Here is a 25,226-nt window from a genome sequence, read left to right as displayed (position 1 = left end):
GTGGGCCTAGGATGTCGTCGCAGGGCCATTGGATCACCTCTTCTGAGTTTGGATATTCGTGGCATGGTCATGTTCGCGATGAGATCAGGGATGACGCATGAGGTGGGTCGGAGCGCGCCGTTCTCCGACGGCCGACGATTGCCCATCGAATTCACAGCGACGGCGGTCACCCACGGCTTGTGCAGTGTTCTCGGCACGGTGCTGGCGTGAACCAGGAGGGGATGGGGGCCGCCGTGGCTGCGAACGTCGTGGGCATCGTGGTCGCAGTTGGCGTTGGGTTGCTCGTCGGACTCGAACGCGAGCGTGCGAAGGGGAGCGGCCCCAATCGGGAGCCGGCAGGCATCCGGACGTTTACGCTCCTGTGCGTCTCCGGAGCAATCGCAGAACGGATCGGTGGCATTGGGATCATCGTCGCCGGACTGTTTGTCGCAATGGCCACCATCGCGAGTTACTGGCGAAGCCGGAGTCGAGATCCCGGCCTGACCACTGAGATCGCCATGTTGGCGACATTCCTGCTGGGCATCCTCGCGATGCGCTCGGCCGCGCTGGCGGGCGGGCTAGGTGTCTTGATCGCGATAGTCCTGGCCAGCAAGAATCGCTTGCACCGCATCAGCACGAAACTGCTGTCGGAACAGGAGCTTCATGACCTGCTCGTGCTGGCAGGCGCCGCCTTCGTCGTGCTGCCTCTATTGCCCGATCGTACGATCGACCCATGGCAGGCAATAAACCCCTATCGCTTGTGGATACTCGTCGTCGCGGTGATGTCGATCTCGTCGCTTGGCTACGTCTTGTTGCGGGCATTCGGATCGAGCGTTGGTTTGGCTATTGCGGGTCTGGTGGGAGGTTTCGTTTCCAGTACCGCGACCATTGCAACCATGGCAGAGCGTGCCAGGAAATTGCCTGCGATCGCGCCGGCTGCGGCGGCCGCCGGATTGATGTCCAATGTCGCCACGATCATTCAGCTCGCTGTGGTGCTTGGCGCAATTGCACCTCCGCTGCTTCAGCATGTGGCCCCCGCGCTGATTGCCTCCGGATTGGTGGCGGCGGTCATAGCGCTCATTTCGAGTTGGCGGGCATTTGGCTCTCCGATTGATGTGGGCAAGTTTGCAGGCAAGCGACCCTTCGAGCCGCTAGCAGCGCTGCGCTTTGTCGCAGTGCTTGCGGGAATCATGTTGGTGGCTGCGATCCTGCGGGACACGTTGGGCCAGGCCAGCACACTCTGGGTGCTAGGTCTATCGGGGCTGGCCGATGTACATGCAGCGGCGGCTTCGGCCGCACAGTCAATAGCGTCGCGGAAAACCGATCTGGACCTTGCCGCGCTTGGCCTGCTTGTGGCTCTGGCTTCCAATACGTTGCTCAAGTGCGCAGTAGCATGGAGCAAGGGAGGTTCCGCCTATGCCATCCGTCTAATCCCAGGCGCCATCGCCATGGTGGGAGCATTCGCCGGCGTTCTCCTGTCAAGCTGACGTCCGAAGAAGTCTTTTTGCAAATCCATTGATGCAGGTCAAGCAACCGAATCGGTGCTGACGGGATACTGTCACGGACGGAGAACAGAGCCGACCGAAGATGCAAATTTCCGTGCCAAAGGACCTGGTCGTGTTCCTTGAGCCGTCGGAAGGCTCGGATACACGACTTGGCTTCGCCGCGGCGCTGGCCAGGCGCTGGCAGGCCCATTTGATTGCCACGTTTGTTGTCCGTGAGCTCGCTTTGGACCCCCACGCCGGGTTCGCCGTGGGCCCGGCTTTTGCCAGCATGCTCGAGGAGCATTCAAGGCGCACGACGAAGGCGCTGGCGAAAGCACGAGACACCTTCGACGCCCTGGTCCATGACCATAGCTTCACTGCTGAGTGGCGCGTCTCCGAAGGCGAAGACGGCGAAGACCTTATGCTTCATGCGCGCCACGCAAGCCTTGCCGTGCTTGGTCCCCCGGCTCTTCAGCAGGCTGGCGTGACAAGGCTCGGACTGTCCGAGCAGATGATTTTCGGGTCTGGACGGCCTTGCCTGCTCCTGCCGGAGGGTTGGTCCAAGGAACATCGCGCGCAGCGGATCGTCGTCGGGTGGAACGGGGGACGTGAAGCCGCACGATCGATCGCTGATGCGATGCCCTTCTTGACGACTGCGGAGTCTGTACATCTGGTAGTAGTGCCGGGCGCACGCCTGCGAGGCGCTTATGGACAAGAGCCAGGCGCGGACATGGCGACCCACTTGGCACGCAACGGCGTTCCGGTGCTGCTTGAGCAGCACGCGGGCAGCGACGCAGGTGAACTACTGTTGGGTCGTTGCCGTGCATTGGATGCAGACCTGCTGGTCGTCGGCGGTTGTGCGCATCCCCGGGTCGGGGAGTTCGGCTTTGGCCGGGCCACACGCAAGATTTTGAAAACAGCCCGCGTACCACTACTCATGTCGCGGTAGCGCCTTGCTTCCTCGGCAAAAAGTGTCGAGTCAGCGTGCGGCGATAGCGGTCAGTACGCTTTCTCGGTTGCATGCGTCAATGTGTCTGGAGGGTTTCGTCGTATGCGAAGCACATCCTGGTACTCGAGATTCGCAAAGGCCGCTGCCCACTTTTGCGGCCGGCCCCGTGTGTTCACCCTTGCCGTTGCCAGCATTGTTGTCTGGATAACGACAGGCCCAATGTTCGGCTTCAGCGACACATGGCAGTTGGTGATCAATACTGGTACGACGATCATCACTTTCTTGATGGTCTTCTTGATCCAGAACACCCAGAACCGAGACACCGACGCCATTCAGGTGAAGCTGGATGAGTTGATCCGGGCAACCAAAGGCGCACACAACGCTCTGCTTGATCTGGAAGAACTCGAGGATAGAAGCCTCGATGCGTTCAGAACAAAGTACCAGGCGCTTGCTGCTGCGGCGCGCGTGGAACTGGATCATGGAAAGCCAGACACCGGCACACCCGAGCCATGACCCCATGACCAGGGTCAATGTCCTCGGCCAACTGTTGGCGAAGATGTAGTGCTAAATGGGTTGCCACGGACGAGATACCCTATCTGGGCGCTGGACACGCCGGCAAGAGCGCGGCTTACGAACTGCGCAAGAGGTTAGTCACCAGCGGTGCTCGAGGCGAACCCGGCGAACACGACCAGCTGGAACTCGTGCCGAGACCTGACAGTTCATTCAAGCGGCGCCCGTTCGCGGGTTTGCTTGATCAAGGTGTTAAATTCAGCAGGAGATTGTGCCGTGACATTGAACGAACTCAAAGACATTCTTTTGTGGTGTGTAGGAATCAACTATGCAGTTCTGCTCGTCTGGTTCGGCGTTTTCGCATCTGCCCATGACTGGATGTACAAACTTCATGGTCGATGGTTCAAGATTCCTGTCGAATTATTCGACGCCATTCATTACGCGAGCATGGCTGCCTACAAGATCGGAATATTGCTGTTCTTCCTGGTGCCATTGCTGGTCCTTTGCGCAGCGAACTGAGTGAGTCATGGTGGTATCTAGCAATCAATTCAAGCGGAATCCGCTTCGCAAGGCGGCCTAATTCAAGCTTTAACGAATGACCGTTGCTCGCCGGTCTCGGACATTGAATGTGTCGGGGATTAGGGGACGTTATCGCGGGTAAGAGGTAGCTGCTCCCGACCCAAAGCTGACGTTTCCCCGCAAGTGCTATAAAAGCGTCTGCTTCAGTTCGTATTTTCGGCAGAGAAGCTATCAATCAAGTGCTGCACGAGTAAGTTCACTCTATGCGGCAGGTGCTGGCGGTCGCGGTAGCAGAGCCAATGCGCGCGATCGCGTGCGACAAACGGTTCCATGACCTGCACCAGACGTCCGGTATGCATCAGCGGGCGCGCCAAATAGTCGCCCATTTGCGCCAGACCGACACCCTGCTCGGCCAAGATGGCGGCTGCAAGGATGCTGTCGACCACAACCGGCCCGGTGACCGCCTTGTTGAAGCGGCGGCCCTGATGCTCGAACTCCCAGGAAAACGCGCGCCCGTCTGCCTTGCGCCGGAAGCTGATGCAAGCATGCGCGGCGAGTTCGTCCGGATGTGACGGGGTGCCATGCGTGGCGAGATAGTCCGGCGAGGCGCACACCACCAGCGCCATGGGGCCAAGCTTGCGCGCAACGAAACCAGCGTCGTCCAGTCGCCCATTGCGGATGGCCAGGTCCACGCCATCGTCGACCAGGTTCGCATAGGCATCATCCAGCGTGAGATCGATCTCGATTTCCGGATGGCGCGCCAGGAACGGCGCCAGCGCGGGAACCACGCATTGGTGGCCGAGTCCGTGTGTGCAGCTCACCCGGATCAGACCCTGCGGACGGTCGCGCAGCCGGGGCAGCTCATTCTCGGTCGCCTCCAGCATGCGAAGCGCCTGCTGGAACCGCTCCAGCAGAAGGGCACCTTCGGCCGTGGTCGCGAGCTTTCGCGTGGTGCGCTTGAGTAGCCGCACGCCGAGTTGTCCTTCCAGCACAGCGACGCGTTTGCTCACCGCCGGCGACGAGATGCCCATTGCAGCCGCGGCTGCCGCAAAGCTGCCCAGTTCGGTGACACGCACGAACGCTTCGATTCCGGCGAGGTTGTGGAGGCGTGCCATTCGGTCGGTTCGGTTACGGGTGAAGTGAGCGACCGCCCATTTCGCGTCGCAACGGCGCTGACCACACTGGGGAAGCTCGACTACAACGACATTCTATCCGGATCCCGAAGGCCCAATGATTGCATCGAACGCACTGACGCGCCCGACCATTTCGATACGCCATATCGCCATCGTCCTGGTCGCCGCCGCGATGGCATACCCGATCCTGCTGCGGCTGTTGTTTCTCGTCGCGGGACAGGCGACTCCACCCTCCGCGACAACTGCAATCGAGCAAGGCGTGATTTTGGCGCTGCTCTTCGTGCTGCCGTTCGCCGTGCCGGGCCTGGGCCTGGCGGCGCTGCTGGCGATGCGAGGACGAGAGGACGCGGACGGCTACCGGATTCGCCGGCTGGCGTTGCTGGTAGTCGCCGCACCGCCATTGTTCACGGGAACCGGTGTGGTGACGTTCCTCGCCGGCATCGGCGGGTGGGACCACCTTGTCTGGTGGGTAATGTGGGCGGCGTCCATCCCGCCGTGGCTGTGCTTCCGCGATCGCGCGTGCGCGGCGACCCCAGTTCCGGATTGGCTGCGCATTGGACACGGCATCGCCGCACTGCTGGTCCTGCTGGGCTACGTGGGCCTGCACCTTGGCAATCACCTGACGGCTTGGTGGGGTGCGGATGCGCACCGCGTCGTACAGTTGACCTTGCGCGCCTGGTATCGCGATCCCTGGATCGAAGTGTCACTGGTTGCGCTGCTTGCGTGGCTGGTCGGAAGTGGCGTGGCGCTTGCGCGCATTTACGGCCGGCGGCTGGAAATGGACGGGTACAGGGTCCTGCAGGTTGCCTTTGGCGCCAACCTCGGCGCGTTCCTGCTGTCGCACCTGATCGCTGCCCTTTGGATGGCCCGCGGTGTCCTCGGGATCGATCCGGACTGGACCTGGGCTGCGGGCGGCGATGCGGGCTTGATTGGCGATCCCTGGAACGTGCGCCTGATCCCGCACTACTTCCTGGCCGTGCTGGCCGTCATCGCGCACGTTGGGCTCGGCGCGCGGGTCGTCGCCCTGGGCCATGGCGCGGCCAGGCGTACCGGGCACGCAATCGCAGTGACGTTTGGCGTCGTCGGCTTGCTGGTGGCGCTCCTGCTGTCGGCGGCCCTGATGGGAGCGAGGCTTTGAGCCGCTTCCCGAATTGCAATAGATGCAAGCGTGAGGCGGACCAATGACCTCGTACCCGGCCATCCACCAGATACACGTCGCTAGTGCGGTGGTAACCATCCTGCTTGCGGTAGCGGTCCCTGTCATGGGCTGGCAGTGGCGACGACGCGGCACCACGCCTTCTCGCTGGTTACTGATTCTGGATCACGCGACCAGCTTGGCGATGTTGGCGACGATGCTTACGGGCGTGATCGTCGCGGGACTGGGAGGATGGTGGCCGCTTGCCTGGATCCATACTTCCACTTTCGTGCTTGGCCTGACGCTAGCCGTGGACACCGCAGCGCTGCTCGTGTGGAAGCGACTACCGGGCAGACTGCGTTGGAATTGTCGCCCTGCTGCGCTGCTCATTGTCCTGGCATTGATGGTCGCAAAACCAACGTAGCCGGCGGTCGCCGAACGTGAGCTCCTTCCCGCGTCCACTTCGGGACGGATCCGAGTGACAGCCGCCTCGACAGCTGGAGCATTTCCTGTGAATCGAAGAGATCTGCCTATTGCCGCTTCCACGGTTCCATTGCTTTCGGGACTCTCAAAGCTCGCCTCGGCCACGTTGCGGCCTAAGAACGAATTGGGGCAGAAGTTGCTTCACAACTCAGCATCGTTCAATCGTTAACGAGATGTCCGCTCCTGGCCGCTAGCAGTCTTTCGCGGCTGCGCTCACCCATAGGCCGGCTGGCAAACCCCGCTAGCCGAGGTCGATTCGACGGTGCGCCATACGAGCCTGGTCTGCGATGCTGCTTCCTGCAGCCAAGGGGCACTCGAAACGAATGAAGAGTCTGGTACCGGGCGGCTACGGAAACTTCGGCGCCCGCGCCTGTTGTGCAATGGCGGGCGACGCGAACATCGAGCTGCTGGTAGCGGGACGCGATGCCGGGCAGGGCCGACGATTCGCGGACATCTTGGGCGAACAGGCCAGCGCCGCCACGATCGACTGCAATGCCCCGACGTCAGCCAAGCCTTGGCTGCTCTCGACGTTGACCTGGTGATCCACACCGCGGCCCGTTCCAGGTCCAGCCGTATGCGGCGGCGCATGGGGCCACACGCGCCGGCGCGTACTACATCGACTTGGCTGACGGTCGCCGCTTCTGTTTGCGGTTTCCCACTGGCGCTGCTGGATGCATTCCAGCAGGCCGGAAGAGCGGCCATCAGTGGCGCGAGCAAGGTTATGGCATTTGGCCAGCCGGTTGCCCTGAGCCGCATGGCGAGCGGCCGTCAATGCCTACCGGCAGCTCCCCCTGGACGAAAGGCACCTGCGTGTCTACACGAAGGGAGGGGCGCTTGCCCTGAACGGGCGTCAAGAGCTGGATTAAAATGTCTGCTCCGGCGGTGAGGCGAATCCCCATCCTCACCCTTGAGCTGGCAGTGTCCATCTACGTGCCAGCACCGGACGCATTTCAATCGTCTTAGCCCGGTGGTGCGGCGAGCCGTGTCGTCCGACCATTACTAGGACTGCGCCTAAATCAGTCGAGCTGAGCGAAGCTGGGCCGAGACAAGCGCCAGAACCTTTCGTGCAACTCTACGTAGCGCATGGTCAGGCGGAGGAAGGTTCTCCGAGGCATTCCCTTGGGTTTCTCAACATTGCCGGGCACACCGCCAAGCCGCCTGCGGATTTCATGCATGGCGTTCGCTGTACGCGCTAGGCCGCTGTCCTGCTGGCAGGCGTAGACCGGCGGGATCGGCGATGCCTCCCGGTGACTGAAGCCAAGCCCCGGCCAGCGGTAGAGCTTCCGTGCGCGCTTTCCGGTTACCGGACATGCGAAGAACCAATGCCTGCCGCCCCAAACATTTGGAACGCTCACGATTTCGACATGCTCCTCGGTTACGCAGGCATCGTTGCTGAAGCTGCACCTCAAGGTCAGCGTCCCAGATTCCTGACCGATACTGGCCCTGTAATCCACCTCTCCAATGGCGACTCCGCCACGACTGAAAGCCAACCGCCCTGCGCGTCTGGCGTCCCCGTAGCGCTCCGTATACCGCCAGCCGTGAAGGTGGAGGATGCTGATCGACAGTGCCGGTACGCTGCCGATCAGGGGGCGGGTGCCGCTCCTATGGCGTTCCGCCACGCGGCCTCTGGGTTCAATTTGCACTGTTTCTATCCTTGGAAGTTCTGAAGCTGCTTGCAAGCAGATTGCTAGCGGGTCTCGGCGTAAACGCGGCGCATGATTTCGTCGATAACCATGCTTCCCGTGTTGCCTGCTTCACGGGCCGATTCCAGCAAATCCAGTGCTTCGCCCTCGTTGAGCGCATCGACGAGCTTTGCCAGGCAGGCACGCGCGCGTTTGATCGAGACGCCCTCAGCGGTCAGCCTGGAAAGTTCGCGATTCCAGATCGGGTGGTTGGGAATCTTTGCTTCGGCAACCTTTGCTTCTCTGGTGGGCGACTTATCGCGTTTTTTGCGATGAGTCCTCTCCGGAGGAGTCAAATCTTTAGATTTGAAATTCGTTCTTACTGCTCTTTCAGTAATTACTTCTGTCGGATTAGCCGTGTCCGGCTGAGCCGGAAGTGGCTGGAACCTGCCTTCCGAGACGATGTAATCCACTTCCCCCAGCTTTCCATCGGCCGAGCGAGTCCGTTCCCGTTTCACGTATCCAGCCTTTTCCAATTCCTTCAGCAGCGCGTACACGGAGTCCCGTCCACTTTTGATACGTGCTCCCTTGGTCTGATTGACCAGTGCGGCGACGCTCACCCGCCAATCACTCGGCTTCGTGAGCAGGTGGATAAGCACTCCCCGTGCAGCCCAGCTCAGGCTGCTGTCGTCCGCGATTTCGTTGCGGAGCACGTAGTACCTCGCTTCGGGCAGCGGGCCGCGAACGATCATTGCCAAACCGCCTTGCGATGGGTGTCGGCCAGGATGTGCGCCCGCTCGGTGGCGGGGACCGAGTAGTAGGCGATGCGGGTGGCTGCGCCATTGGCCGTCCGGTGAGGTCGGAGTTCCGAGACGATGGGGAAGCCGGATTCTTTCAGTGCCAGCACGACGGCGGCGCCGCGATAGGTTCTGGCCCCGGCCAACACATCGAGGCGCGATGCCTTGAGGCCGTGCAGGAGCATGGCGAATGTGGCCAAGCGCTTCGTGTTCCTGCGGAGCCAGCGGTACGTAGACGGACCGGGCGCCGGCGCCGGCGGATTCCCGCTTTCGTCGTCCCGCTCGCCGTCGGGGTGGTTGCGCTTGTCGTCGTTCATCATTTCAGCCTCCCGTCAGCGCGGCGGTACATCTCCGTGATCGAGCGGAGGAGGGCGGCGGTGAACTTCAGGAAGGGGCACGAGGCGGCGTTGGGCGGGGCATCGACGTCGTGGAGCGTGGAGTTGTCCATGACTACGCCTCCATCCGGGCCATGCCGCTGGTGATGAAGGATTCCACGTCGACGCGCCTGTAGCGGACCGCGCGCTTGCCGAGCTTCACGTAGGTCGGGCCGATGCGCAGGGACCGCCAATTGCGCACGGTGCCGGTGGCGATGCCCAGCATGGTGGCGACCTCCTTTTCGTTCAGGAGGTCGCTGGGGGCGAACACGATGTGGTCGTGCTCGGGAGCGGCGGGGACCGCCGCGACGAGGGGGGAGTCTTGCTTCTTCATGTGAAATGTCCTTCCGTCGACCTTCGGCGGGCGAACATCCAAGCTATCCTTCGTTTTCCCTCGCTCTTGCGTGATTTTCCGACTTTTGCAGGGCTGGCCAGTTCTGGCCAGTTACATCCGCGAGGTTTTCACTTTTCCGAACCGGCGCGGGCTTGGTTCAGAGCCAGAAGGAGGCCAATGAACTTTTCCGGCGTCATTCCGACGGCTTCCCCTTACCGTGAGCCGCTGATTATGCCCCGGAGACAGGAGGCGTTCGCTTCCGGCTATGACCCGGTCAGGCGCGCTTGCGGCCAATCGGGATGACATTCGATCCGGTACGCAGGGCATCCAACCGGTCAGCCCACGCCTGCATCAGCTCCCGGCGTTCCTCCAGATACTCGGCTTGGTTGTACGTGGCGCGGACTGAGCCGCCGGCGACCCGGTGGGACAACTGGCGCTCGATGGCGTCCGGGTTCCAGCCCATCTCGTTGAGCTGGGTGCTGGCCGTGTGCCGGAAGCCGTGCGGGGTGATTTGCTCGTTGGTGAAGCCCAGGCGGCGCAGGGCGTTGCGTACCGTGTTCTCGGACATGGGGCGGGTGGGGGTCAGCCGGCCCGCGAACACGTACTTGCCCCGCCCGGTCAACTCGTGCACCTCGCGCAGGACGGCGACCGCCTGTTTCGGCAGCGGCACGACGTGGTCGGGCGTACGCGGATTTTCCTTCTGGGCCTTGGGCAACTTCTGGCGCATGGCCGGGATGCGCCACTCGGCTGCTTCCAGATTCACCTCCGCCCATGCCATGCCGCGCAGCTCGCCGGGGCGCTGGAACAGAACGGGGGAGAGCTTCAGCGCCGCCAGCGTCAGCGGGTCACCCATGTAGCCGTCAATTGCCTTCAGCAGGTCTGCGATGTCATCCGGCCGGGTCATGGACGCGAAGTGGGTCTTCGTGTGCTTGGGCAGGGCGTGGCGCAGGGCATGGGCTGGGTCATGCTTGGCCCGGCCGGTGGCAATGGCGAAGCAGAACACCCCAGATAGTTCGGCGCGCACCCGGTTAGCGCTGTCCACCGTGCCGCGCTTGACCATGCGCTGGAGGGCTGCCAGCAGTTCAGGGGCCTCGATTTCGTCGATGGGGCGGGCACCAATCAGGGGGAAGACGTGCTGCTCCATCCACGCCTTGGCGCGGCTGGAGGTCCCCTCGGTCCGTTCCTTGGCCTTCTTCGCCTGATACTCCCGAGCGATGACCTCAAGGCTGTTCGCAGCGCGCGCGGCGTGGGCTTGGCGCTGTGCTTTTCGGTTCTCGCTGGGGTCGCAGCCCTCTGCCAGCAGGCGGCGGGCCTCCGAATGCCTTTCCCGGGCACGGCTCAGGGTGATTTCGGGGTAGGGGCCGAACGAGACGGTGTTCCGCTGGCCAGACGCCGGCCGGCGGTAGTCGTAGTGCCACATCTTGCTGCCACTCACCTTGACCAGCAGGTACAAGCCGTTGCCGTCGCGCAGCTTGTAGGGCGCCTCCTTCGGCTTCGCGTTCTGGACCTGCGAGGGAGAGAGCGGCTTGATTGTCTTGGCCATGTCGGTGTCCTCTAGATGTTGGTGGTACCCGTACCGCCATGCTTTGGCGGTATCGGGGTCCCGATGCACCATCTTTACCGCCATCCGTACCGCCAAAGTTGGGTGTTTTCCGATTCCCACCAGTGGCATGGCATGACAACAGGCAAAGAAAAACCCCTGATTTCTCAGGGGTTCCGTGATGCACCGGGATGACCCGGCATCTAGATGTGGTGGAGGTGGCGGGAATCGAACCCGCGTCCGAAGGCACTCCATCCCCGGCACTACATGCTTAGCGCTCCGTTAGGTCTCGTCTCCCGACAGCACGGCGCGCAAAGCGCATCGGGACACCAGCCTGTTTTGGTTGAACCGTGACTGACAGGCAGCCGTCACAGCCGGTTCCGTGATGATGACCCTACATCCACGAGCACGGACACAAGTGGGTTCGGGGCTTACGCCTTAAGCGGCGAGAGCGTAGTTGTCGTCGTTGGCAACTAGAGTTTTGCAGCTGGATTTACGAGGAAAGCTACCCCCTCGGCATGCGCCAGGCGATTTCGCGACCCCCGTCGAAGCCAGTGCACCCCCGGGATGTCGATCACGCTGACCACGCCAGTATAGGGGCGACCGGGGCCCACGCAAGCGGGCGGCGACATCCAGCGCGGAGGCCGTTCACGCGCGCAACGGCGCTGGTCCGGGCTATGCTGAATCCGATGAAGCTCCTGCGCGGCATGGACCTGGATTCCCTCGGGGCACGGCTCCGGGCGCCATTGCATGGCTATATCCTCTCGGTGTTCGCGCTGGTGGCCTCGCTGCTGCTGGTGTGGCTGTACTGGAGCAGTGCGCAGCAGCGCGAACTCAAGGCGGTGCAGGCCGAGTTCGCCGCCGAAACCGATGCCATCGCCGAGCTCCTGCGGCAGCGGCTGGCCAGCTACGAGCTGGTGGCGCGAGGCGGGGTGTCCCTGTTCGCGTCGGTGGATCGCCCGAGCGCCGGCCAGTGGCAGGGCTATGTCGACGCACTCAACATCGAGGCGGGCTATCCGGACATGCTGGGGCTCGGCTACGCCCCGTACCTGGATCGCTCCGAACTGCAGACGCTGCAACTGGAGATGCGCGACGCAGGCCAGGGGTTCTACATCGTCCGGCCCGCGGGTATACGCGACCGCTACGGCCCGATCCTTTACCTCGAGCCGCGCACACCGGCCAATCGGGCGGTGATCGGAAACGACCTGTTCGCCGACCCGGTGCGGCATGCGGCGATGGCCGGCGCGCGCGACGACAACGCCGTGCGCATCAGCGGCCCGCTGCAACTGGGCCGGGACGCCGGTCGCCCCGCCACGGGCGTGGTGATGTTCGCGCCGGTCTACCGGTTCGGGATTCCGGCCACGTTGTCGGCACGGCGCGCGGCCCTGCAAGGCTGGATCTACGTGCCGCTGGACATGTCCGGGTTCGTCGCGGCCGCCCTGCGGACCACACGGCGCCATGCGGCATTGACCATCCGCGACGGCGGTGCGGGACAAGGCTCGGGCGCGGTGCTGTACGCGGACCATGCCGATCTGGCAGCGCGGGGCGACGAGAACGACTTCCGGCGAACCATGCCGCTGGAACTGTACGGCCGGCGATGGGAGCTGGATTTCAGCGCCGATACCGGGGCGGCGCTGGCGGCGCGCACGCCGGAACTGAGGATGACCCTGGGCGCGGGCATCATCGCCTCGCTGCTGCTCTTCGGCGTCGCCCTGGTGCTCGCGCGGACCGAATCACTGGCCGAACGCAAGGCCGCGCTCCTTGCCGAGTCCTACCAGCGCAGCGAACTGCGCTTCCGCAACGCGATGCGGTTCTCGGCCATCGGCCAGGCGCTGCTGGACCGCAAGGGCGCGATCGTCGACGCCAACCCCGCGCTCGCGGCGATCTTCGACACCACTACCGATGCCCTGGTCGGCTCGATGTTCGGATCCCACTTCATCGATGCCCAGGACGAGGCCCGGCGCAGCCGCGAGTTCGCGGCGCTGGCCGAAGGCGTGTTCCGCACCACGCGGCAGTGGCGGACGACGGCAGGCGAGCTGTGCCATGCCCACCTGACCTACGCGCCGGTCTCTGGAGAGATCGGGCAGGACGTGGCGAGCCTGGTGCAGGTGGAGGACATCACCGAGCGCGTGCTCGCCCATGCGCGGGAGCAGGCGTTGAATCGCACCCTCGAAGCGCGCGTCGCGCTGCGCACGCGCGAGCTGACCCACGCCAACCAGGAGCTCGAATCGTTTGCCTACAGCGTCTCGCACGACCTGCGCGCGCCGCTGCGGACGATCGAGGGATTCAGCCGGCTGCTGGGCGAACGCTATGCAGACAAGGTCGACGAGGTCGGCCGCGACTACCTGACGCGGGTGCGCAGCGCGGCCGGCCGCATGGACGACCTGATCGACGCGCTGCTGAAAATGTCGCGCGTCAGTCGCAGCACCCTGACGCTGGCGCCGCTCGACATCACCCGGATCGCGCGCGACGTGGTCGCCGAACTGCGCGTCGCGCAGCCGCAGCGGCAGGTCGACGTGGAGATCGAACCCGGGCTGCGCGCCGTTGGCGACGCCTCCCTGGTGCACAACCTGCTGCAGAACCTGATCGGCAATGCCTGGAAGTTCACCGCGGGGGTCGCTGATGCCCGCATCGTCGTCGGCAGGGAGGACTTGCCCGGCGAGCAGGCAACCTTCCATGTCACCGACAACGGCGCGGGCTTCCCGCCCGAATACGCAGGCAAGCTGTTCCGCCCGTTCCAGCGGCTGCACAACCAGGAACAGTTCGAGGGCCACGGCATCGGGCTGGCATCAGTCAAGCGCATCATCGAGCGCCACGGCGGTACCGTTGGCGCGGAGGGCAGGCCGGGTGGGGGGGCGACGTTCCGCTTTACGTTGCCGCGCGAGGTCGCAGCAGCGGGCTAGGTGCGAGCGTAGCGAACTGCTTTTCTTGGAGGGCTTTCAAGCCTGCAAAATCAAGAGCGTTTCGCGCCGTGACGGCGCGAGCCACCTTTCTTTGCTTGTGCAAAGAAACCTGGCGCAAAGAAAGCACACCCCGCCGGCTCCGCCGCTACGGAGGGGCCCCGGAAAGGCACGGGCAACCGCGAAGGAAAGAGCAAAGGCAGCGGCATCGGGCGGGCATGCTTTTGCATGCGGCCACTGGTGCCGCGGGTCAGGCGTTCTTGTTGTGCTGGCGCAGCACACGCTGCTTCTCGCGTGCCCAATCCCGCTCCTTGGTGGCCTGGCGCTTGTCATGCGACTGCTTGCCCTTGGCCAGCGCCAGCTCGGCCTTGACCTTGTTGCCCTTCCAGTACAACGCGGTGGGCACGATCGTGTAGCCGTCACGCTCGACGCGGCCGACCAGTTCGTCGATCTCGCGCCGGTGCAGCAGCAGCTTGCGGGTGCGACGGTCGTCGGCGATGACGTGGGTGGAGGCCTGGATCAGCGGCGAGATCTGGGCGCCGAACAGAAACAGCTCGCCGCCGCGGACCACGGCGTAGCTTTCGGTGATGTTCGCGCGGCCCGCACGGATCGATTTCAGCTCCCAGCCCTGCAGCGCCAGGCCGGCCTCGAAGCGCTGCTCGAGGTGGTAGTCGTGGCGCGCGCGCTTGTTCAGCGCAACGGTGCCGCCGCCGTTTGCCTTATCCTTGTCGCCTTTCTTCTTGCCCATGGCGGCATTGTCGCAGTTTGCCGCGAGATTTTGCGCGGCCGGCCCGCCGCGATCCCGACGCCAGAATCCGAATCCAGATCCGAATGCCGACCATCCAGCGCAGCGCCCTCGTCGAACATTCCGCAGCGCGCATGTTCGCGCTGGTCAACGACATCGCCGCCTATCCGCGCCGCTTCGACTGGTGCGAGGCGGCGGAGGTGCTGGAAACGGGCGAGGACCGCGTGGTCGCGCGGCTGGAACTGGGCTTCGGTGCGCTGCGCACCTGGTTCACCACCGAAAACACGCTGTCGCCGCCGCACCACATCGCGATGGCCCTGCGCGCGGGCCCGTTCAAGCGCCTGGATGGGCGCTGGCAATTCCATGCGCTGGATGAATGCGCCTGCAAGGTGACGCTGACGCTGGACTTCGAGCCACAAAGCCGCCTGCTGGCGCCGGCGATGACGCTGGGTTTCCAGGGGCTGGCCGACCGCATGGTCGACGACTTCGTGCGCGTGGCCGACCGCGGCGCGGAATGATGCCGGCGACGCTGCACGTGCAGGTCATCCGCGGCTGGCCGCGACGCGCCGAGGCGGTGACGCTCGAATTGCCCGCCGGCGCAACGGTGGAGGACGCGGTGGTCGCCAGCGGCTTCGGAATCGAAGGGATCAGCGGCTATGCGGTCCACGGCGAGCGCGCGAGCGGCGCAACGCTGCTGCAAGATGGCGACCGCGTCGAACTGCTGCGGCCGCTGCAGGTGGATCCGAAAGAGGCCAGGCGGCGACGGGCTGCTGCCGGCAAGCCGGGCTGAGTCGCGGCGAAACGTCGCCTGGGCGCGGGTAAGAGGACGCCCGAGAGCGCGTGGCCTCAGCGGCCCTTCTTCTTGTCCTTGGCTAGGTTCGGGCCGAACGACTTGCGCAGGTCTTTCGACAGTTGCTCGTCCTGTTCGGGGAAGTAGTCGCCGTCCCAGCGGGCGAGGGTGTCGTTCTCGAAATACAGCACCAGGTTCTTGCGTTCCACGTGGCCCGTACGGCCGGTGCGCTGGGTGCTGGTGTAGTCCCAGCGCTGGTTGTGGAACGGGTCCGCGATCGACGGCGAACCCAGCAGTCCGAGAACCTGCTGCTTGCTCATGCCGGGCTGCAACTGGTCGATCGCCGATTTCTCGAGCAGGTTGCCCTGGTAGATCGGCTGCCGATAGACGATGCCGCAACCGGAAACCATGAGGGCGGTGACGACGAGGATCAGGAGTTTGCGCATGGGAAACCGCAGGCTGGAGACCGCGCCGATGATACACTCCCGCCCCCCGTCGCGGTGCCCGCTGGCGACCGTTCCGATGCGATCCACGGCGCATGCAACGAGGGGATTCGAGGCACTCCGGCGTGCATCCGGCATACCGGGATGCCGCTTCGGCCGGCGCCGTCGCCTTGCAGGGCAGGGCGCACGGAAAGACCACGCCATAAACCGCCAGTGAATGGAGGCGCCATGGAATCCCAAGAACTGCGCAAGGCCGGGCTGAAGGTGACGCATCCGCGGATGCGCATCCTCGAGCTGCTGGAACAGAAAAGCGCGCAGCACCACATGACGGCCGAAGACATCTATCGCCACCTGCTCGACAGCGGCGACGAGATCGGGCTGGCCACCGTCTATCGCGTGTTGACTCAGTTCGAGGCGGCGGGGCTGGTGCTGAAGCACAACTTCGAAGGCGGGACGGCGGTGTACGAAATCGACCGCGGTGGCCACCACGACCACATGGTCGACGTGGACAGCGGCAAGATCATCGAGTTCGAGAGCCCCGAGATCGAAAAGCTGCAGCACGAGGTCGCCGCCAAGCACGGCTATCACCTCGAGGAACACTCGCTGGTGCTGTACGTGCGCAAGAAGCGCTGATCGAAGCGCAGGGCAGCCGCCGGATCCTGTGGGAGCTGAAGCCGTTCCCGCGGGAGCCCGTCACTGTCTAGCGGAAGCCGTGCACCGGCAGCGTCGATGCGGGGCGAAGAGCGTCGAGGGTGTAATCCCAACCTACGAGGCGTTGTGCAGCAGCCGCTTGGCCGCGGCGCGGGCCTCGGTACTGACTTCCACGCCACCGAGCATGCGCGCCAGCTCTTCCTGGCGCTGGGCTGCGTCCAGCAAGCGGACCGCGCTCTGGGTCACGCCGGCGCTTTCCGCCTTGCTGACGCGGTAGTGCCGGTGGCCCTGCGCGGCCACCTGCGGCAGGTGGGTCACGCACAGCACCTGCCGCGTCCCGCCGAGCGCACGCAGCTTCTGGCCGACGATGTCCGCCGTGGCGCCGCCGATGCCGGAGTCGACCTCGTCGAACACCATCGTCGGGACCGCGTCGTGGCCGAGCGCGGCGACCTCGATCGCCAGCGAGATGCGCGACAGTTCGCCGCCGGAGGCCACCTTGCGCAGCGGCCGCGGCGGCTGCCCGGCGTTGGCCGAGACCAGGAATTCCACGCGCTCGCCGCCCTGCGGATCGGGCCGCCCGGTTTCGACCGGCTCCAGCGCGACCTCGAAACGCCCGCCGCCCATGCCGAGTTCGGCGATCAACGCGGTGGTGGCTTTCGACAGCGCTTTGCCGGCCTTCGCGCGCGCCTTGCCGAGGGCGTCGGCCGCCTTGCCCCAGTCGGCGGCCGCGGATGCGATCTCGCCGTCCAGCGCCTGCAGGCGCACGGCGGCGTTGCGCAGCGATTCGAGTTCGGCTGCCAGCGCATCGCGCTGCGCCGCCAGGCCTTCCGGCGCGACCCGGTGCTTGCGCGACAGCTCGTGCAACCGGGTGAGCCTGCGCTCGAGTTCGTCGAACTGCGCCGGGTCGACGTCGAGGTCGGCGCGGATGCGTTCGAGCAGCAGCCCGGCTTCGTCGATCTGGATCGCGGCGACATCGAGCATGGCGTCCACGTCGGCCAGGCGCGGCTCGTGCTCCTGCGCGCGCACCAGTTCGCCGCGCAGCTGCTGCAGCTGCCGCGGAAGCGCCATGGCGCCATCGCCGTCGAGGTGGGCGAGGGCGGCTTCGCAGGTTGTGATCAGCCCGGTCGAATGGGCCTGGCGGCGATGCGCGGCGTCGAGTTCGGCGATCGAGGCCGGGTCGATGGGCTCGCGGTCGAGTTCGGCGAGTTGGTGTTCCAGCCAGTCGCCACGTTCGGTGACGTCGCCGGGGCGGCCTTCACGGGCGCGCGTGAGCGTCTCGCGCTCGCGCAGCAGCGCGGTCCAGCGGTGGGCGGCGTCGACCACGGCCGCCAGCAGCGCATCGTGGCTGCCACAGGCATCGAGCAGGGCCAGCTGGCTGGGCCGGGATAGGAGCGCCTGGTGTTCGTGCTGGCCATGGATCTCGACCAGCCGCTCCGCCAGCGCGGCGAGCTGCGACAGGGTGGCCGGCCGGCCGTTGATCCACGCACGCGAGCCGCCGTCGGCACGCAGGGTGCGGCGCAGCTGGCAGGCGTCGCCATCGTCGAACTCCTCCTGCCGCAACCATTGCCGGGCGTCGTCGGAGGTCGTGAGGTCGAACTCGGCGTGCAGTTCCGCGCGTTCGGCGCCGTGGCGGACCATGCCGCTGTCGGCGCGCTGCCCGGACAGGAAGCCCAGCGCATCCACCAGCAAGGACTTGCCGGCGCCGGTTTCGCCGGAAATGACGGTCAGGCCCGCGCCGAACTCGAGTTCGGCTGCCGTGACCACGGCGAAATCGCGGATGGCGAGGTGGGTGAGCATGCGCGCGAATTGTGCAGGGGTGTGGGGGGAATGGCCAAGGGGGCGTGCCGCCGCGGCAATGAGAGACGGCCTGCGTCTCGCCGCATGCGACCGGCATTGGCCGGGCTGCTACTTGCCCGATCGTTCATCGCGACCGCTTGCGCCCGCCACCGACCGGGCTTATATCCAAGGGCATGACGCGCAGGATCGACAACCAGGACGCCCTCGACCCGCGCACGCGGCAATTACTGCGTGCGCTGATCGGCCGCTACATCCGCGACGGCCAGCCGGTGGGCTCGCAGACCCTGGCGCGCCATGCCGGGCTCGATGTCAGCCCGGCGACCATCCGCAACATCCTGTCCGACCTCGAGGAGATCGGGCTGTTGGCCGCGCCGCATACCTCGGCCGGGCGCGTGCCGACCGCGCGCGGGCTGCGGGTGTTCGTCGACAGCCTGATCGAATGGCGTCCCCCGGCGGAGCGCCAGATCCAGCTGATCCACGAGGGCCTGGCCGCGCATGGGTCCACCCAGGAAGTCCTGCGCGACGCGTCGTCGCGACTGTCGGACATCTCCCATTTCGTCGGCCTGGTCACCGTGCCGCGCCGCGACCGCTTCGCCTTCCGCCACATCGACTTCGTGCGCCTGGACGAGCGCCGCGTGCTGGCGATCCTGGTGTTCACCGACGGCGAGGTCCAGAACCGGGCCGTGGAAGTGCCGCGCCCGCTGTCGGCCAGCGAGCTGGAGTGGATCGCCAACTACCTCAACCAGAACTACGCCGGCCTCGGCCTGGCCGAGATCCGCGAGCGGCTGGTGGCCGAACTCGACGACGAACGTCGCGAGGTCGACCGCCGCATGGCCGCCACCGTGGCGCTGGCTCAGGCCACCCTGCAGCCGGTCGACGACGAGGACATGCTGGTCAGCGGCCAGACCAAGCTGATGGGCGGGACCCAGGGGCTGGCCGACGTCGAGCGCCTGCGGGAGCTGTTCGAGGCGTTCCAGCGCAAGAGCGAGCTGCTGCAGGTGCTGGAGGGCTGCCTGCGCGCCGACGGCGTGCGCCTGTTCATCGGCGAGGAGTCCGGGGTCACGTCGATGGAGCAGTGCACCCTGATCGCGGCTCCCTACGCGAGCGGCGGAAGGGTGCTGGGCGTGCTGGGCGTCATCGGCCCCACCCGGATGGACTACGACCGCGTCATCACCACCGTCCAGGCGACTGCCCAGGCACTGTCGCGGACGATGGCCGAACGCGTCAGCTGAAGCCCGGCCCCGTATCCTTGGCGGCCGCCCAGGCAGCCATTCCCGGCCGGGTGCACCTTCCGGGGCTGCCGCCAGGCTGTCCCGGGCTTGGATTTTTGCAGCCCGGCCCACACATCAGCGCGCATGTCGAACCTGCCCGTCGACCGCGCTGGTGGAAGGGCGCAGGCCACTCCCGTTCCGAGACATTCCCGAGACATTCCTCCGACCCGATGACCATGCACCCAGAACACGACGACATCACCACGCCCGACACCGACACCGACAATGCCGCCGCCCTCGAACAGGATTCGCAGATCGAGCAGCTCAAGGCCGAGCTCGAACAGCTCCGTGCCCAGTCCCTGGTCGAGCGCGCGGACATCGAAAACCAGCGCAAGCGCATGGAGCGCGATGTCCGCAACGCCTGCCGCTTCGCCAACAAGCAGCTGCTCGGCGACCTGCTGCCGGTGTTCGACAGCCTCGAGGCCGCGCTGGCCAATGCCCCGGACGCCGACCCGCTGCGCGACGGCGTGGTCCTGATCCTGCGGGAGTTGTCGCGGGTGGCGGGGAACAACGGCCTGGTCGAGATCGCGCCCGTGGCCGGCGATGCCTTCGACCCGGCGCACCACCAGGCGATGAGCGTGGTCGAGGCCCATGGCATCGAGCCGCATGCGGTCGCTCAGGTCTTCCAGAAGGGCTTCATGCTCCACGAGCAACTGCTGCGCCCGGCGCTGGTGGCCGTGGCCAAGGGCGAAGACTGACCGGCGCCCGGCGGGGGGCGCGTTCGCGGGCATTCAAGAAAAACGCTTGAACCGCCTGCCCGCGACCCCAGATAAGCGTTCATGGGCGGCCCGGCCGCCCCCAGACAACCCAGACAAGCAACCCAGGCAATTCCGAGAGGGAACCACACAATGGCAAAGATCATCGGCATCGACCTCGGCACGACCAACTCGTGCGTGGCGATCATGGACGGCGGCAAGGCCAAGGTCATCGAGAACAGCGAGGGCGATCGCACCACGCCGTCGATCGTGGCCTACACCAAGGACGGCGAAGTGCTGGTCGGCGCGTCCGCCAAGCGCCAGGCCGTCACCAATTCCAAGAACACCTTCTACGCGGTCAAGCGCCTGATCGGCCGCAAGTTCAAGGACGCCGAGGTCCAGAAAGACCTGGACCTGGTGTCGTACGCGATCGTCGAGCACGACAACGGCGACGCCTGGGTCGCGACCAGCGACGGCAGGAAGCTCTCCGCGCAGGAAGTCTCCGCGCGCATCCTCGAGAAGATGAAGAAGACCGCCGAGGCCTACCTGGGCGAGACCGTGACCGAGGCCGTGATCACTGTGCCGGCCTACTTCAACGACTCCCAGCGCCAGGCGACCAAGGACGCCGGCAAGATCGCCGGCCTCGACGTCAAGCGCATCATCAACGAGCCGACCGCGGCCGCGCTGGCCTATGGCCTCGACAAGGAAGGCGGCGACCGCAAGATCGCCGTGTACGACCTGGGCGGCGGCACCTTCGACATGTCGATCATCGAGATCGCAAACGTCGACGGCGAGAAGCAGTTCGAGGTGCTGTCCACCAACGGCGACACCTTCCTCGGCGGCGAGGACTTCGACAAGCGCGTCATCGACTACCTGGTCGAGGAGTTCCAGAAGGACTCGGGGCTGGACCTGCGCAAGGATCCGCTCGCCCTGCAGCGCCTGAAGGACGCCGCCGAGCGTGCCAAGATCGAGCTGTCCAGCGCGCAGCAGACCGAGGTCAACCTGCCGTACGTGACCGCCGACGCTTCGGGCCCCAAGCACCTCAACATCAAGCTCACCCGGGCCAAGCTCGAGGCGCTGGTCGAGGACCTGATCAAGAAGACCATCGAACCCTGCCGCACCGCCCTCAACGACGCCGGCCTGCGCGCCAGCGACATCAACGAGGTGATCCTGGTCGGCGGCCAGACCCGCATGCCGAAGGTGCAGCAGGCCGTGGCCGAGTTCTTCGGCAAGGAGCCGCGCAAGGACGTCAACCCGGACGAAGCGGTCGCCATCGGCGCCGCGGTGCAGGGCGGCGTGCTGGCCGGCGACGTCAAGGACGTGCTGCTGCTCGACGTGACCCCGCTGTCGCTGGGCATCGAGACCCTCGGCGGCGTGTTCACCAAGATCATCGAGAAGAACACCACGGTGCCGACCAAGGCCTCGCAGACGTTCTCCACCGCCGAGGACAACCAGTCCGCGGTGACCGTGCACGTGCTGCAGGGCGAGCGCGAGCAGGCCCGCTACAACAAGTCGCTGGCCAAGTTCGACCTCACCGGCATCGACTCCGCGCCGCGCGGCATGCCGCAGGTGGAGGTGTCGTTCGACATCGACGCCAACGGCATCGTCCATGTGACGGCCAAGGACAAGAAGACCGGCAAGGAACAGAAGGTCGAGATCAAGGCCGGTTCCGGCCTGTCCGACGAGGAAATCCAGCGGATGGTCAGCGATGCCGAGGCGCATCGCGAGGAAGACCGGAAGTTCCACGACCTGGTCACCGCCCGCAACCAGGCCGACGCGTTGATCCACGGCGCGCGCAGCGCGATCAAGGACAACGGCGACAAGGTCCCGGGCGACGTGATCGGTCGCGTCGAAGGCGCGATCGCCGAAGTCGAGACCGCGATGAAGGGCGACGACAAGGCTCAGATCGAAGCCAAGTCGAAGACCCTCGAGGAAGCCGCACAGGCGCTGTTCGCGGCGGTCGCCGCCGCCCAGCAGCCGTCCGGCGAAGCGGGCGGCAACGACGGCGACGCGCCGAAGGGCGACGACGTGGTCGACGCCGAGTTCACCGAGGTCAAGGACGACGACAACAAGCAGGCCTGATCGACGATCGGCATTGACGACGGGCAGGCACGCGCCTGCCCGTCGTTGTAATGGGGAAGGAAAGCAGCGTCCATGAGCAAGCGCGATTACTACGAAATCCTGGGCGTGGCCCGCGATGCCGGCGATGACGAGCTGAAGAAGGCCTACCGTCGCTGCGCGATGAAGTACCACCCGGACCGCAATCCGGGCGACGCCAGCGCGCTTGAATCGTTCAAGGAGTGCAAGGAGGCGTACGAAGTGCTGTCGGACAGCGGCAAGCGCCGCATGTACGACCAGCACGGCCACGCGGCGTTCGAACACGGCATGGGCGGCGGCAACGCAGGTCCGGGCGGTTTCGGCGGCGCCGACATGGGCGACATCTTCGGCGACATCTTCGGCAACATCTTCGGCGGTGGCGGCTCGCGCGGGCCGCGACGCGGCGCCGACGTCGGCTACGTGATGGAGCTCGACCTCGAGGAAGCCGTCGCCGGCATCGAACGCCGGATCGAGATCCCGACCCTGGCCGAGTGCGAACCGTGCCGGGGCACCGGCTCCGAGGACGGCAAGCTGCATACCTGCGAAACCTGCCACGGCCGCGGCCAGGTGCGTTTCCAGCGCGGCATCTTCTCGATGCAGCAGCCGTGCCCGCAGTGCCATGGCCGCGGCCAGACCTTCCAGAATCCATGCCCGGAATGCCGCGGCGCGGGCCGCGTCGAGGAAGAAAAGGTCCTCTCGGTGAAGATCCCGCCGGGCGTCGACAACGGCGACCGCATCCGCCTGTCCGGCGAGGGCGAGGCTGGCCCGCCCGGTTCGCCCCCGGGCGACCTGTACGTCGAGGTGCGCGTGCGCCCGCACGAGATCTTCGTGCGCGACGGCGACGACCTGCACTGCGAGGTGCCGATCCGGATTTCGCAGGCCGCGCTTGGCGACACGGTCCGCGTGCCGACGCTCAATGGCGAAGCCGAGATCCGCATTCCGGCCGAAACCCAGACCGGCAAGGTGTTCCGCCTGCGCGACAAGGGCGTCAAGTCCGTGCGCAGCCGCAGCACCGGCGACCTGTACTGCAAGGCGGTAGTGGAGACCCCGGTCAACCTGACCCCGGAGCAGCGCGAGTTGCTGGAGAATTTCGAGAAGACGTTCGTCGGCGACGGCGCACGACGGCATTCACCGAAATCGAGCACGTTCTTCGACGGCGTGAAGGGCTTCTGGGACCGGATGGTCTCGTAGCATCGCTGCTGCGGCGCGGCTGATCCCGCAGGGCGGCTGATCTTGCAGGAGCGGCTTCAGCCACGAACTCTTCTGCTCGATTCATTTCGCACAGGAAAAAGAGCTCGCGGCTGAGGCCGCTCCTGCTGGGCTCCGCAAAAACTCTCAATGGTGCGCGTCGATCCCGCGCCGGGCGCCCCAGCGCCGATCCAGGCGACCGGCCAGCGTCTTCACCATCCGTGAAAGCCGCCCGCGCCGGTCCTTGCGCGCGGCGTCGGCAGCGCTGGCCAGCCAGGCCACCTGCAGCACGCGCCTTGCGCCTTCGAAGGGCAGGTGCCCGTGCCAGGAATTGTCCGCGCGCCGGAAGGCGACCAGGGTGCCGTAGAGCGGCGGGATCGCCGGCGCGGCCAGCGCGTCGATGTCGTCGCCACGCCGCAGCAGCCGCAGGCACCCGGCGCCGTTCTCCGGCCACGATGGATTGAGGTAGAGCAGGGCGGTCGCGATCTTGGACGTGCTGTCGGTATGGATCGTGCCGTGGCGGCGATGGACCGAATCGCTGAGGGTGACGATCACCGGGAAGCCCGCCAGATCCGGGATGCCGAGCCGCGCGCCAAGCGCGCTGGCAAACGCGCCGCCGCTGAACTCGGCGACCAGCGCCCGTATGGAAGGACCGCAATCCTGTTCCCGGTAGGGGAAGAAACCGGCGCTGCCGTAGCGCGGGAAGTCGCGCAGTAAGGCCTCGCGGTCGGCCTCCGGCAGCTGTGCCGGCGCCACCACGAAACAGAACGGGTCGTGCGCGACCACGACGTCGGCGCGTTCGAGCCGGTGGGGATCAAGAAAGGGGGAATCGGGCGGCATCGAGCCAACCGGGAGCATGACGTCACGCGAAGTCTAGCGCTGGAACGCGCGTCGCCGGCACCGGGCTTGTGGCGCACCCGGTGCCCGATTAGCCTGCGAACATGAATGCATCGACCCGATTGCTGATCCACGGCGCCGGCGGCCGCATGGGACAGGCCCTGCTGCGGCTGTGCGCGCAGCGCGACGATTGCCGCGTGGTCGCCGCGGTATCGGCGCGCTCGCCGTCGCAGCGGGTGGTCGATGGCGTCCCGCACTTCGCCGCGACCGAACTGGGCGGCGCGCCCGATTTCGACGTCGCGATCGATTTCAGCCTGCCGGCCGGCTTCGACGCGGTCCTCGCCGCCTGCCTGGCGCGCGGCGCGGGGCTGGTGTCGGGTACTACGGGATTGTCCGAAGCGCAGCACGCGGCCATGAACGGGGCCGGCGCACGCATCGGCGTGCTGTGGTCGGCCAATTTCAGCCTCGGCGTGGCGCTGCTGGAGGAACTGGTCGAACGCGCGGCAGGCGCGCTGCCAGGCTGGGACTGCGACATCGTCGAGATGCACCACACCCGCAAGCTCGACGCCCCCTCCGGCACCGCGCTGGCGCTCGGCGCGGCGGCGCAGCGGGAGGGCGCGCAGCCGCGCTACGCCAGCATTCGCGCCGGCGACATCGTCGGCGAGCACGTCGTCCAGTTCACCACCGCCGGCGAGCGCCTCGAACTGGTCCACCGCGCCGGCAGCCGCGACATCTTCGCCAGCGGCGCCCTGCACGCCGCGCTGGCACTCGCCGGGGGCCCGCCGGGCGTCCGACGCCTGCGCGACGTGCTGTGAAGCCGCGCCCCCCGTTCCGCGGCGGATAGGCGGCACGGAAACTCTGGCGCGGCCGGCGTCGCGCCGGTATCATTCCCGCTCGCCTGATTCCTCTCGCCTCCGGCCGGTTGCGCACCGTGTCGGCGGTTTTCTGCAACC

At 65.9% G+C, this 25,226-nt stretch carries 26 protein-coding genes and 1 other RNA gene; 16 read left to right on the top strand and 11 right to left on the bottom strand.

Going from position 1 to position 25,226, the window contains the following annotated elements; genetic code table 11:
- Positions 1–206 precede the first annotated feature (206 nt).
- The 4 genes from ACTJIL_RS05315 (at position 207) to ACTJIL_RS05300 (ending at position 3,441) form a co-directional block, all read left to right on the top strand.
- Positions 207–1,466 carry an MgtC/SapB family protein gene (locus tag ACTJIL_RS05315; RefSeq protein WP_440754519.1) on the top strand — a complete coding sequence of 420 codons (1,260 nt, stop codon included), beginning with the start codon at positions 207–209 and terminating at the stop codon, positions 1,464–1,466.
- 100 nt (positions 1,467–1,566) lie between these two features.
- Positions 1,567–2,412, top strand: coding sequence for a hypothetical protein (locus ACTJIL_RS05310; protein ID WP_440754518.1), 846 nt, complete (start codon positions 1,567–1,569; stop codon positions 2,410–2,412).
- Between the two features lie 102 nt (positions 2,413–2,514).
- On the top strand, positions 2,515–2,925 hold the full coding sequence (locus tag ACTJIL_RS05305; RefSeq protein WP_440754517.1) for a low affinity iron permease family protein: 411 nt from the start codon (positions 2,515–2,517) through the stop codon (positions 2,923–2,925).
- A gap of 273 nt (positions 2,926–3,198) precedes the next feature.
- Positions 3,199–3,441, top strand: a complete 243-nt coding sequence (locus ACTJIL_RS05300; RefSeq protein WP_440754516.1) for a DUF6868 family protein — start codon at positions 3,199–3,201, stop codon at positions 3,439–3,441.
- A 203-nt stretch (positions 3,442–3,644) separates the two neighbouring features.
- On the opposite strand, the gene ACTJIL_RS05295 is transcribed toward ACTJIL_RS05300, so the two are convergent.
- Positions 3,645–4,556 carry a LysR substrate-binding domain-containing protein gene (locus tag ACTJIL_RS05295; protein ID WP_440754515.1) on the bottom strand — a complete coding sequence of 304 codons (912 nt, stop codon included), beginning with the start codon at positions 4,554–4,556 and terminating at the stop codon, positions 3,645–3,647.
- A 115-nt stretch (positions 4,557–4,671) separates the two neighbouring features.
- On the opposite strand from ACTJIL_RS05295, the gene ACTJIL_RS05290 reads away from it, so the two are divergent.
- The 3 genes from ACTJIL_RS05290 (at position 4,672) to ACTJIL_RS05280 (ending at position 6,734) form a co-directional block, all read left to right on the top strand.
- Complete coding sequence (locus ACTJIL_RS05290) at positions 4,672–5,712, top strand: hypothetical protein (protein ID WP_440754514.1); 1,041 nt, start codon at positions 4,672–4,674, stop codon at positions 5,710–5,712.
- A 43-nt stretch (positions 5,713–5,755) separates the two neighbouring features.
- Positions 5,756–6,133: a hypothetical protein gene (locus ACTJIL_RS05285; protein ID WP_440754513.1), complete on the top strand. Its 378-nt coding sequence runs from the start codon at positions 5,756–5,758 to the stop codon at positions 6,131–6,133.
- 382 nt (positions 6,134–6,515) lie between these two features.
- Complete coding sequence (locus ACTJIL_RS05280; protein WP_440754512.1) at positions 6,516–6,734, top strand: hypothetical protein; 219 nt, start codon at positions 6,516–6,518, stop codon at positions 6,732–6,734.
- 1,145 nt (positions 6,735–7,879) lie between these two features.
- On the opposite strand, the gene ACTJIL_RS05275 is transcribed toward ACTJIL_RS05280, so the two are convergent.
- From ACTJIL_RS05275 to ssrA, 6 genes are all read right to left on the bottom strand, one after another.
- Entirely contained in the window at positions 7,880–8,566 is a 687-nt protein-coding gene (locus ACTJIL_RS05275) for a hypothetical protein (protein WP_440754511.1), read from the bottom strand.
- Positions 8,563–8,928: a hypothetical protein gene (locus tag ACTJIL_RS05270; RefSeq protein ID WP_440754510.1), complete on the bottom strand. Its 366-nt coding sequence runs from the start codon at positions 8,926–8,928 to the stop codon at positions 8,563–8,565. Before ACTJIL_RS05270 ends, ACTJIL_RS05275 begins: the two co-directional genes overlap by 4 nt.
- Positions 8,928–9,059, bottom strand: coding sequence for a hypothetical protein (locus tag ACTJIL_RS05265; RefSeq protein WP_440754509.1), 132 nt, complete (start codon positions 9,057–9,059; stop codon positions 8,928–8,930). Before ACTJIL_RS05265 ends, ACTJIL_RS05270 begins: the two co-directional genes overlap by 1 nt.
- 2 nt (positions 9,060–9,061) lie before the next feature.
- Positions 9,062–9,319: a helix-turn-helix transcriptional regulator gene (locus ACTJIL_RS05260; protein WP_440754508.1), complete on the bottom strand. Its 258-nt coding sequence runs from the start codon at positions 9,317–9,319 to the stop codon at positions 9,062–9,064.
- A 274-nt stretch (positions 9,320–9,593) separates the two neighbouring features.
- Complete coding sequence (locus ACTJIL_RS05255; protein WP_440754507.1) at positions 9,594–10,862, bottom strand: tyrosine-type recombinase/integrase; 1,269 nt, start codon at positions 10,860–10,862, stop codon at positions 9,594–9,596.
- Positions 10,863–11,069: 207 nt separating this feature from the next.
- Positions 11,070–11,423: a transfer-messenger RNA gene (gene ssrA, locus ACTJIL_RS05250) on the bottom strand.
- A gap of 125 nt (positions 11,424–11,548) precedes the next feature.
- On the opposite strand from ssrA, the gene ACTJIL_RS05245 reads away from it, so the two are divergent.
- Positions 11,549–13,762: a CHASE domain-containing protein gene (locus tag ACTJIL_RS05245; RefSeq protein ID WP_440754506.1), complete on the top strand. Its 2,214-nt coding sequence runs from the start codon at positions 11,549–11,551 to the stop codon at positions 13,760–13,762.
- Between the two features lie 247 nt (positions 13,763–14,009).
- Here the strand turns inward: ACTJIL_RS05245 and smpB are convergent, their stop codons facing one another.
- Positions 14,010–14,507, bottom strand: a complete 498-nt coding sequence (gene smpB / locus ACTJIL_RS05240) for an SsrA-binding protein SmpB (RefSeq protein ID WP_440754505.1) — start codon at positions 14,505–14,507, stop codon at positions 14,010–14,012.
- A gap of 83 nt (positions 14,508–14,590) precedes the next feature.
- Between smpB and ACTJIL_RS05235 the strand changes: the two genes are divergently transcribed.
- Positions 14,591–15,022: a type II toxin-antitoxin system RatA family toxin gene (locus ACTJIL_RS05235; RefSeq protein ID WP_440754504.1), complete on the top strand. Its 432-nt coding sequence runs from the start codon at positions 14,591–14,593 to the stop codon at positions 15,020–15,022.
- A complete protein-coding gene (locus ACTJIL_RS05230; RefSeq protein WP_440754503.1) occupies positions 15,022–15,294 on the top strand; it encodes an RnfH family protein in 273 nt (90 codons plus the stop codon). Before ACTJIL_RS05235 ends, ACTJIL_RS05230 begins: the two co-directional genes overlap by 1 nt.
- A 56-nt stretch (positions 15,295–15,350) precedes the next feature.
- Here ACTJIL_RS05230 and ACTJIL_RS05225 read toward each other — a convergent pair whose 3' ends face one another.
- Positions 15,351–15,740, bottom strand: a complete 390-nt coding sequence (locus tag ACTJIL_RS05225) for an outer membrane protein assembly factor BamE (protein ID WP_440754502.1) — start codon at positions 15,738–15,740, stop codon at positions 15,351–15,353.
- A 225-nt stretch (positions 15,741–15,965) separates the two neighbouring features.
- Here ACTJIL_RS05225 and fur point away from each other — a divergent pair, with 225 nt between their 5' ends.
- Positions 15,966–16,370 carry a ferric iron uptake transcriptional regulator gene (gene fur, locus ACTJIL_RS05220; RefSeq protein WP_440754501.1) on the top strand — a complete coding sequence of 135 codons (405 nt, stop codon included), beginning with the start codon at positions 15,966–15,968 and terminating at the stop codon, positions 16,368–16,370.
- Between the two features lie 132 nt (positions 16,371–16,502).
- Here the strand turns inward: fur and recN are convergent, their stop codons facing one another.
- A complete protein-coding gene (gene recN, locus ACTJIL_RS05215; protein ID WP_440754500.1) occupies positions 16,503–18,185 on the bottom strand; it encodes a DNA repair protein RecN in 1,683 nt (560 codons plus the stop codon).
- A gap of 173 nt (positions 18,186–18,358) precedes the next feature.
- On the opposite strand from recN, the gene hrcA reads away from it, so the two are divergent.
- The 4 genes from hrcA (at position 18,359) to dnaJ (ending at position 23,439) form a co-directional block, all read left to right on the top strand.
- Complete coding sequence (gene hrcA / locus ACTJIL_RS05210) at positions 18,359–19,417, top strand: heat-inducible transcriptional repressor HrcA (protein WP_440754499.1); 1,059 nt, start codon at positions 18,359–18,361, stop codon at positions 19,415–19,417.
- 215 nt (positions 19,418–19,632) lie between these two features.
- On the top strand, positions 19,633–20,154 hold the full coding sequence (grpE, locus tag ACTJIL_RS05205; RefSeq protein WP_440755852.1) for a nucleotide exchange factor GrpE: 522 nt from the start codon (positions 19,633–19,635) through the stop codon (positions 20,152–20,154).
- A gap of 150 nt (positions 20,155–20,304) precedes the next feature.
- Complete coding sequence (gene dnaK, locus ACTJIL_RS05200) at positions 20,305–22,233, top strand: molecular chaperone DnaK (protein WP_440754498.1); 1,929 nt, start codon at positions 20,305–20,307, stop codon at positions 22,231–22,233.
- 72 nt (positions 22,234–22,305) lie between these two features.
- Positions 22,306–23,439, top strand: a complete 1,134-nt coding sequence (gene dnaJ, locus ACTJIL_RS05195; RefSeq protein ID WP_440754497.1) for a molecular chaperone DnaJ — start codon at positions 22,306–22,308, stop codon at positions 23,437–23,439.
- A 144-nt stretch (positions 23,440–23,583) separates the two neighbouring features.
- On the opposite strand, the gene ACTJIL_RS05190 is transcribed toward dnaJ, so the two are convergent.
- Positions 23,584–24,276: a 2OG-Fe(II) oxygenase gene (locus ACTJIL_RS05190; RefSeq protein ID WP_440754496.1), complete on the bottom strand. Its 693-nt coding sequence runs from the start codon at positions 24,274–24,276 to the stop codon at positions 23,584–23,586.
- A 101-nt stretch (positions 24,277–24,377) separates the two neighbouring features.
- On the opposite strand from ACTJIL_RS05190, the gene dapB reads away from it, so the two are divergent.
- Positions 24,378–25,088 carry a 4-hydroxy-tetrahydrodipicolinate reductase gene (gene dapB, locus ACTJIL_RS05185; protein WP_440754495.1) on the top strand — a complete coding sequence of 237 codons (711 nt, stop codon included), beginning with the start codon at positions 24,378–24,380 and terminating at the stop codon, positions 25,086–25,088.
- The last annotated feature ends 138 nt before the right edge of the window (positions 25,089–25,226 follow it).

This window comes from Luteimonas sp. 22616, from assembly GCF_052044325.1.
Classification (GTDB): domain Bacteria; phylum Pseudomonadota; class Gammaproteobacteria; order Xanthomonadales; family Xanthomonadaceae; genus Luteimonas.
This window is presented reverse-complemented; position numbering and strand designations above follow the sequence as displayed.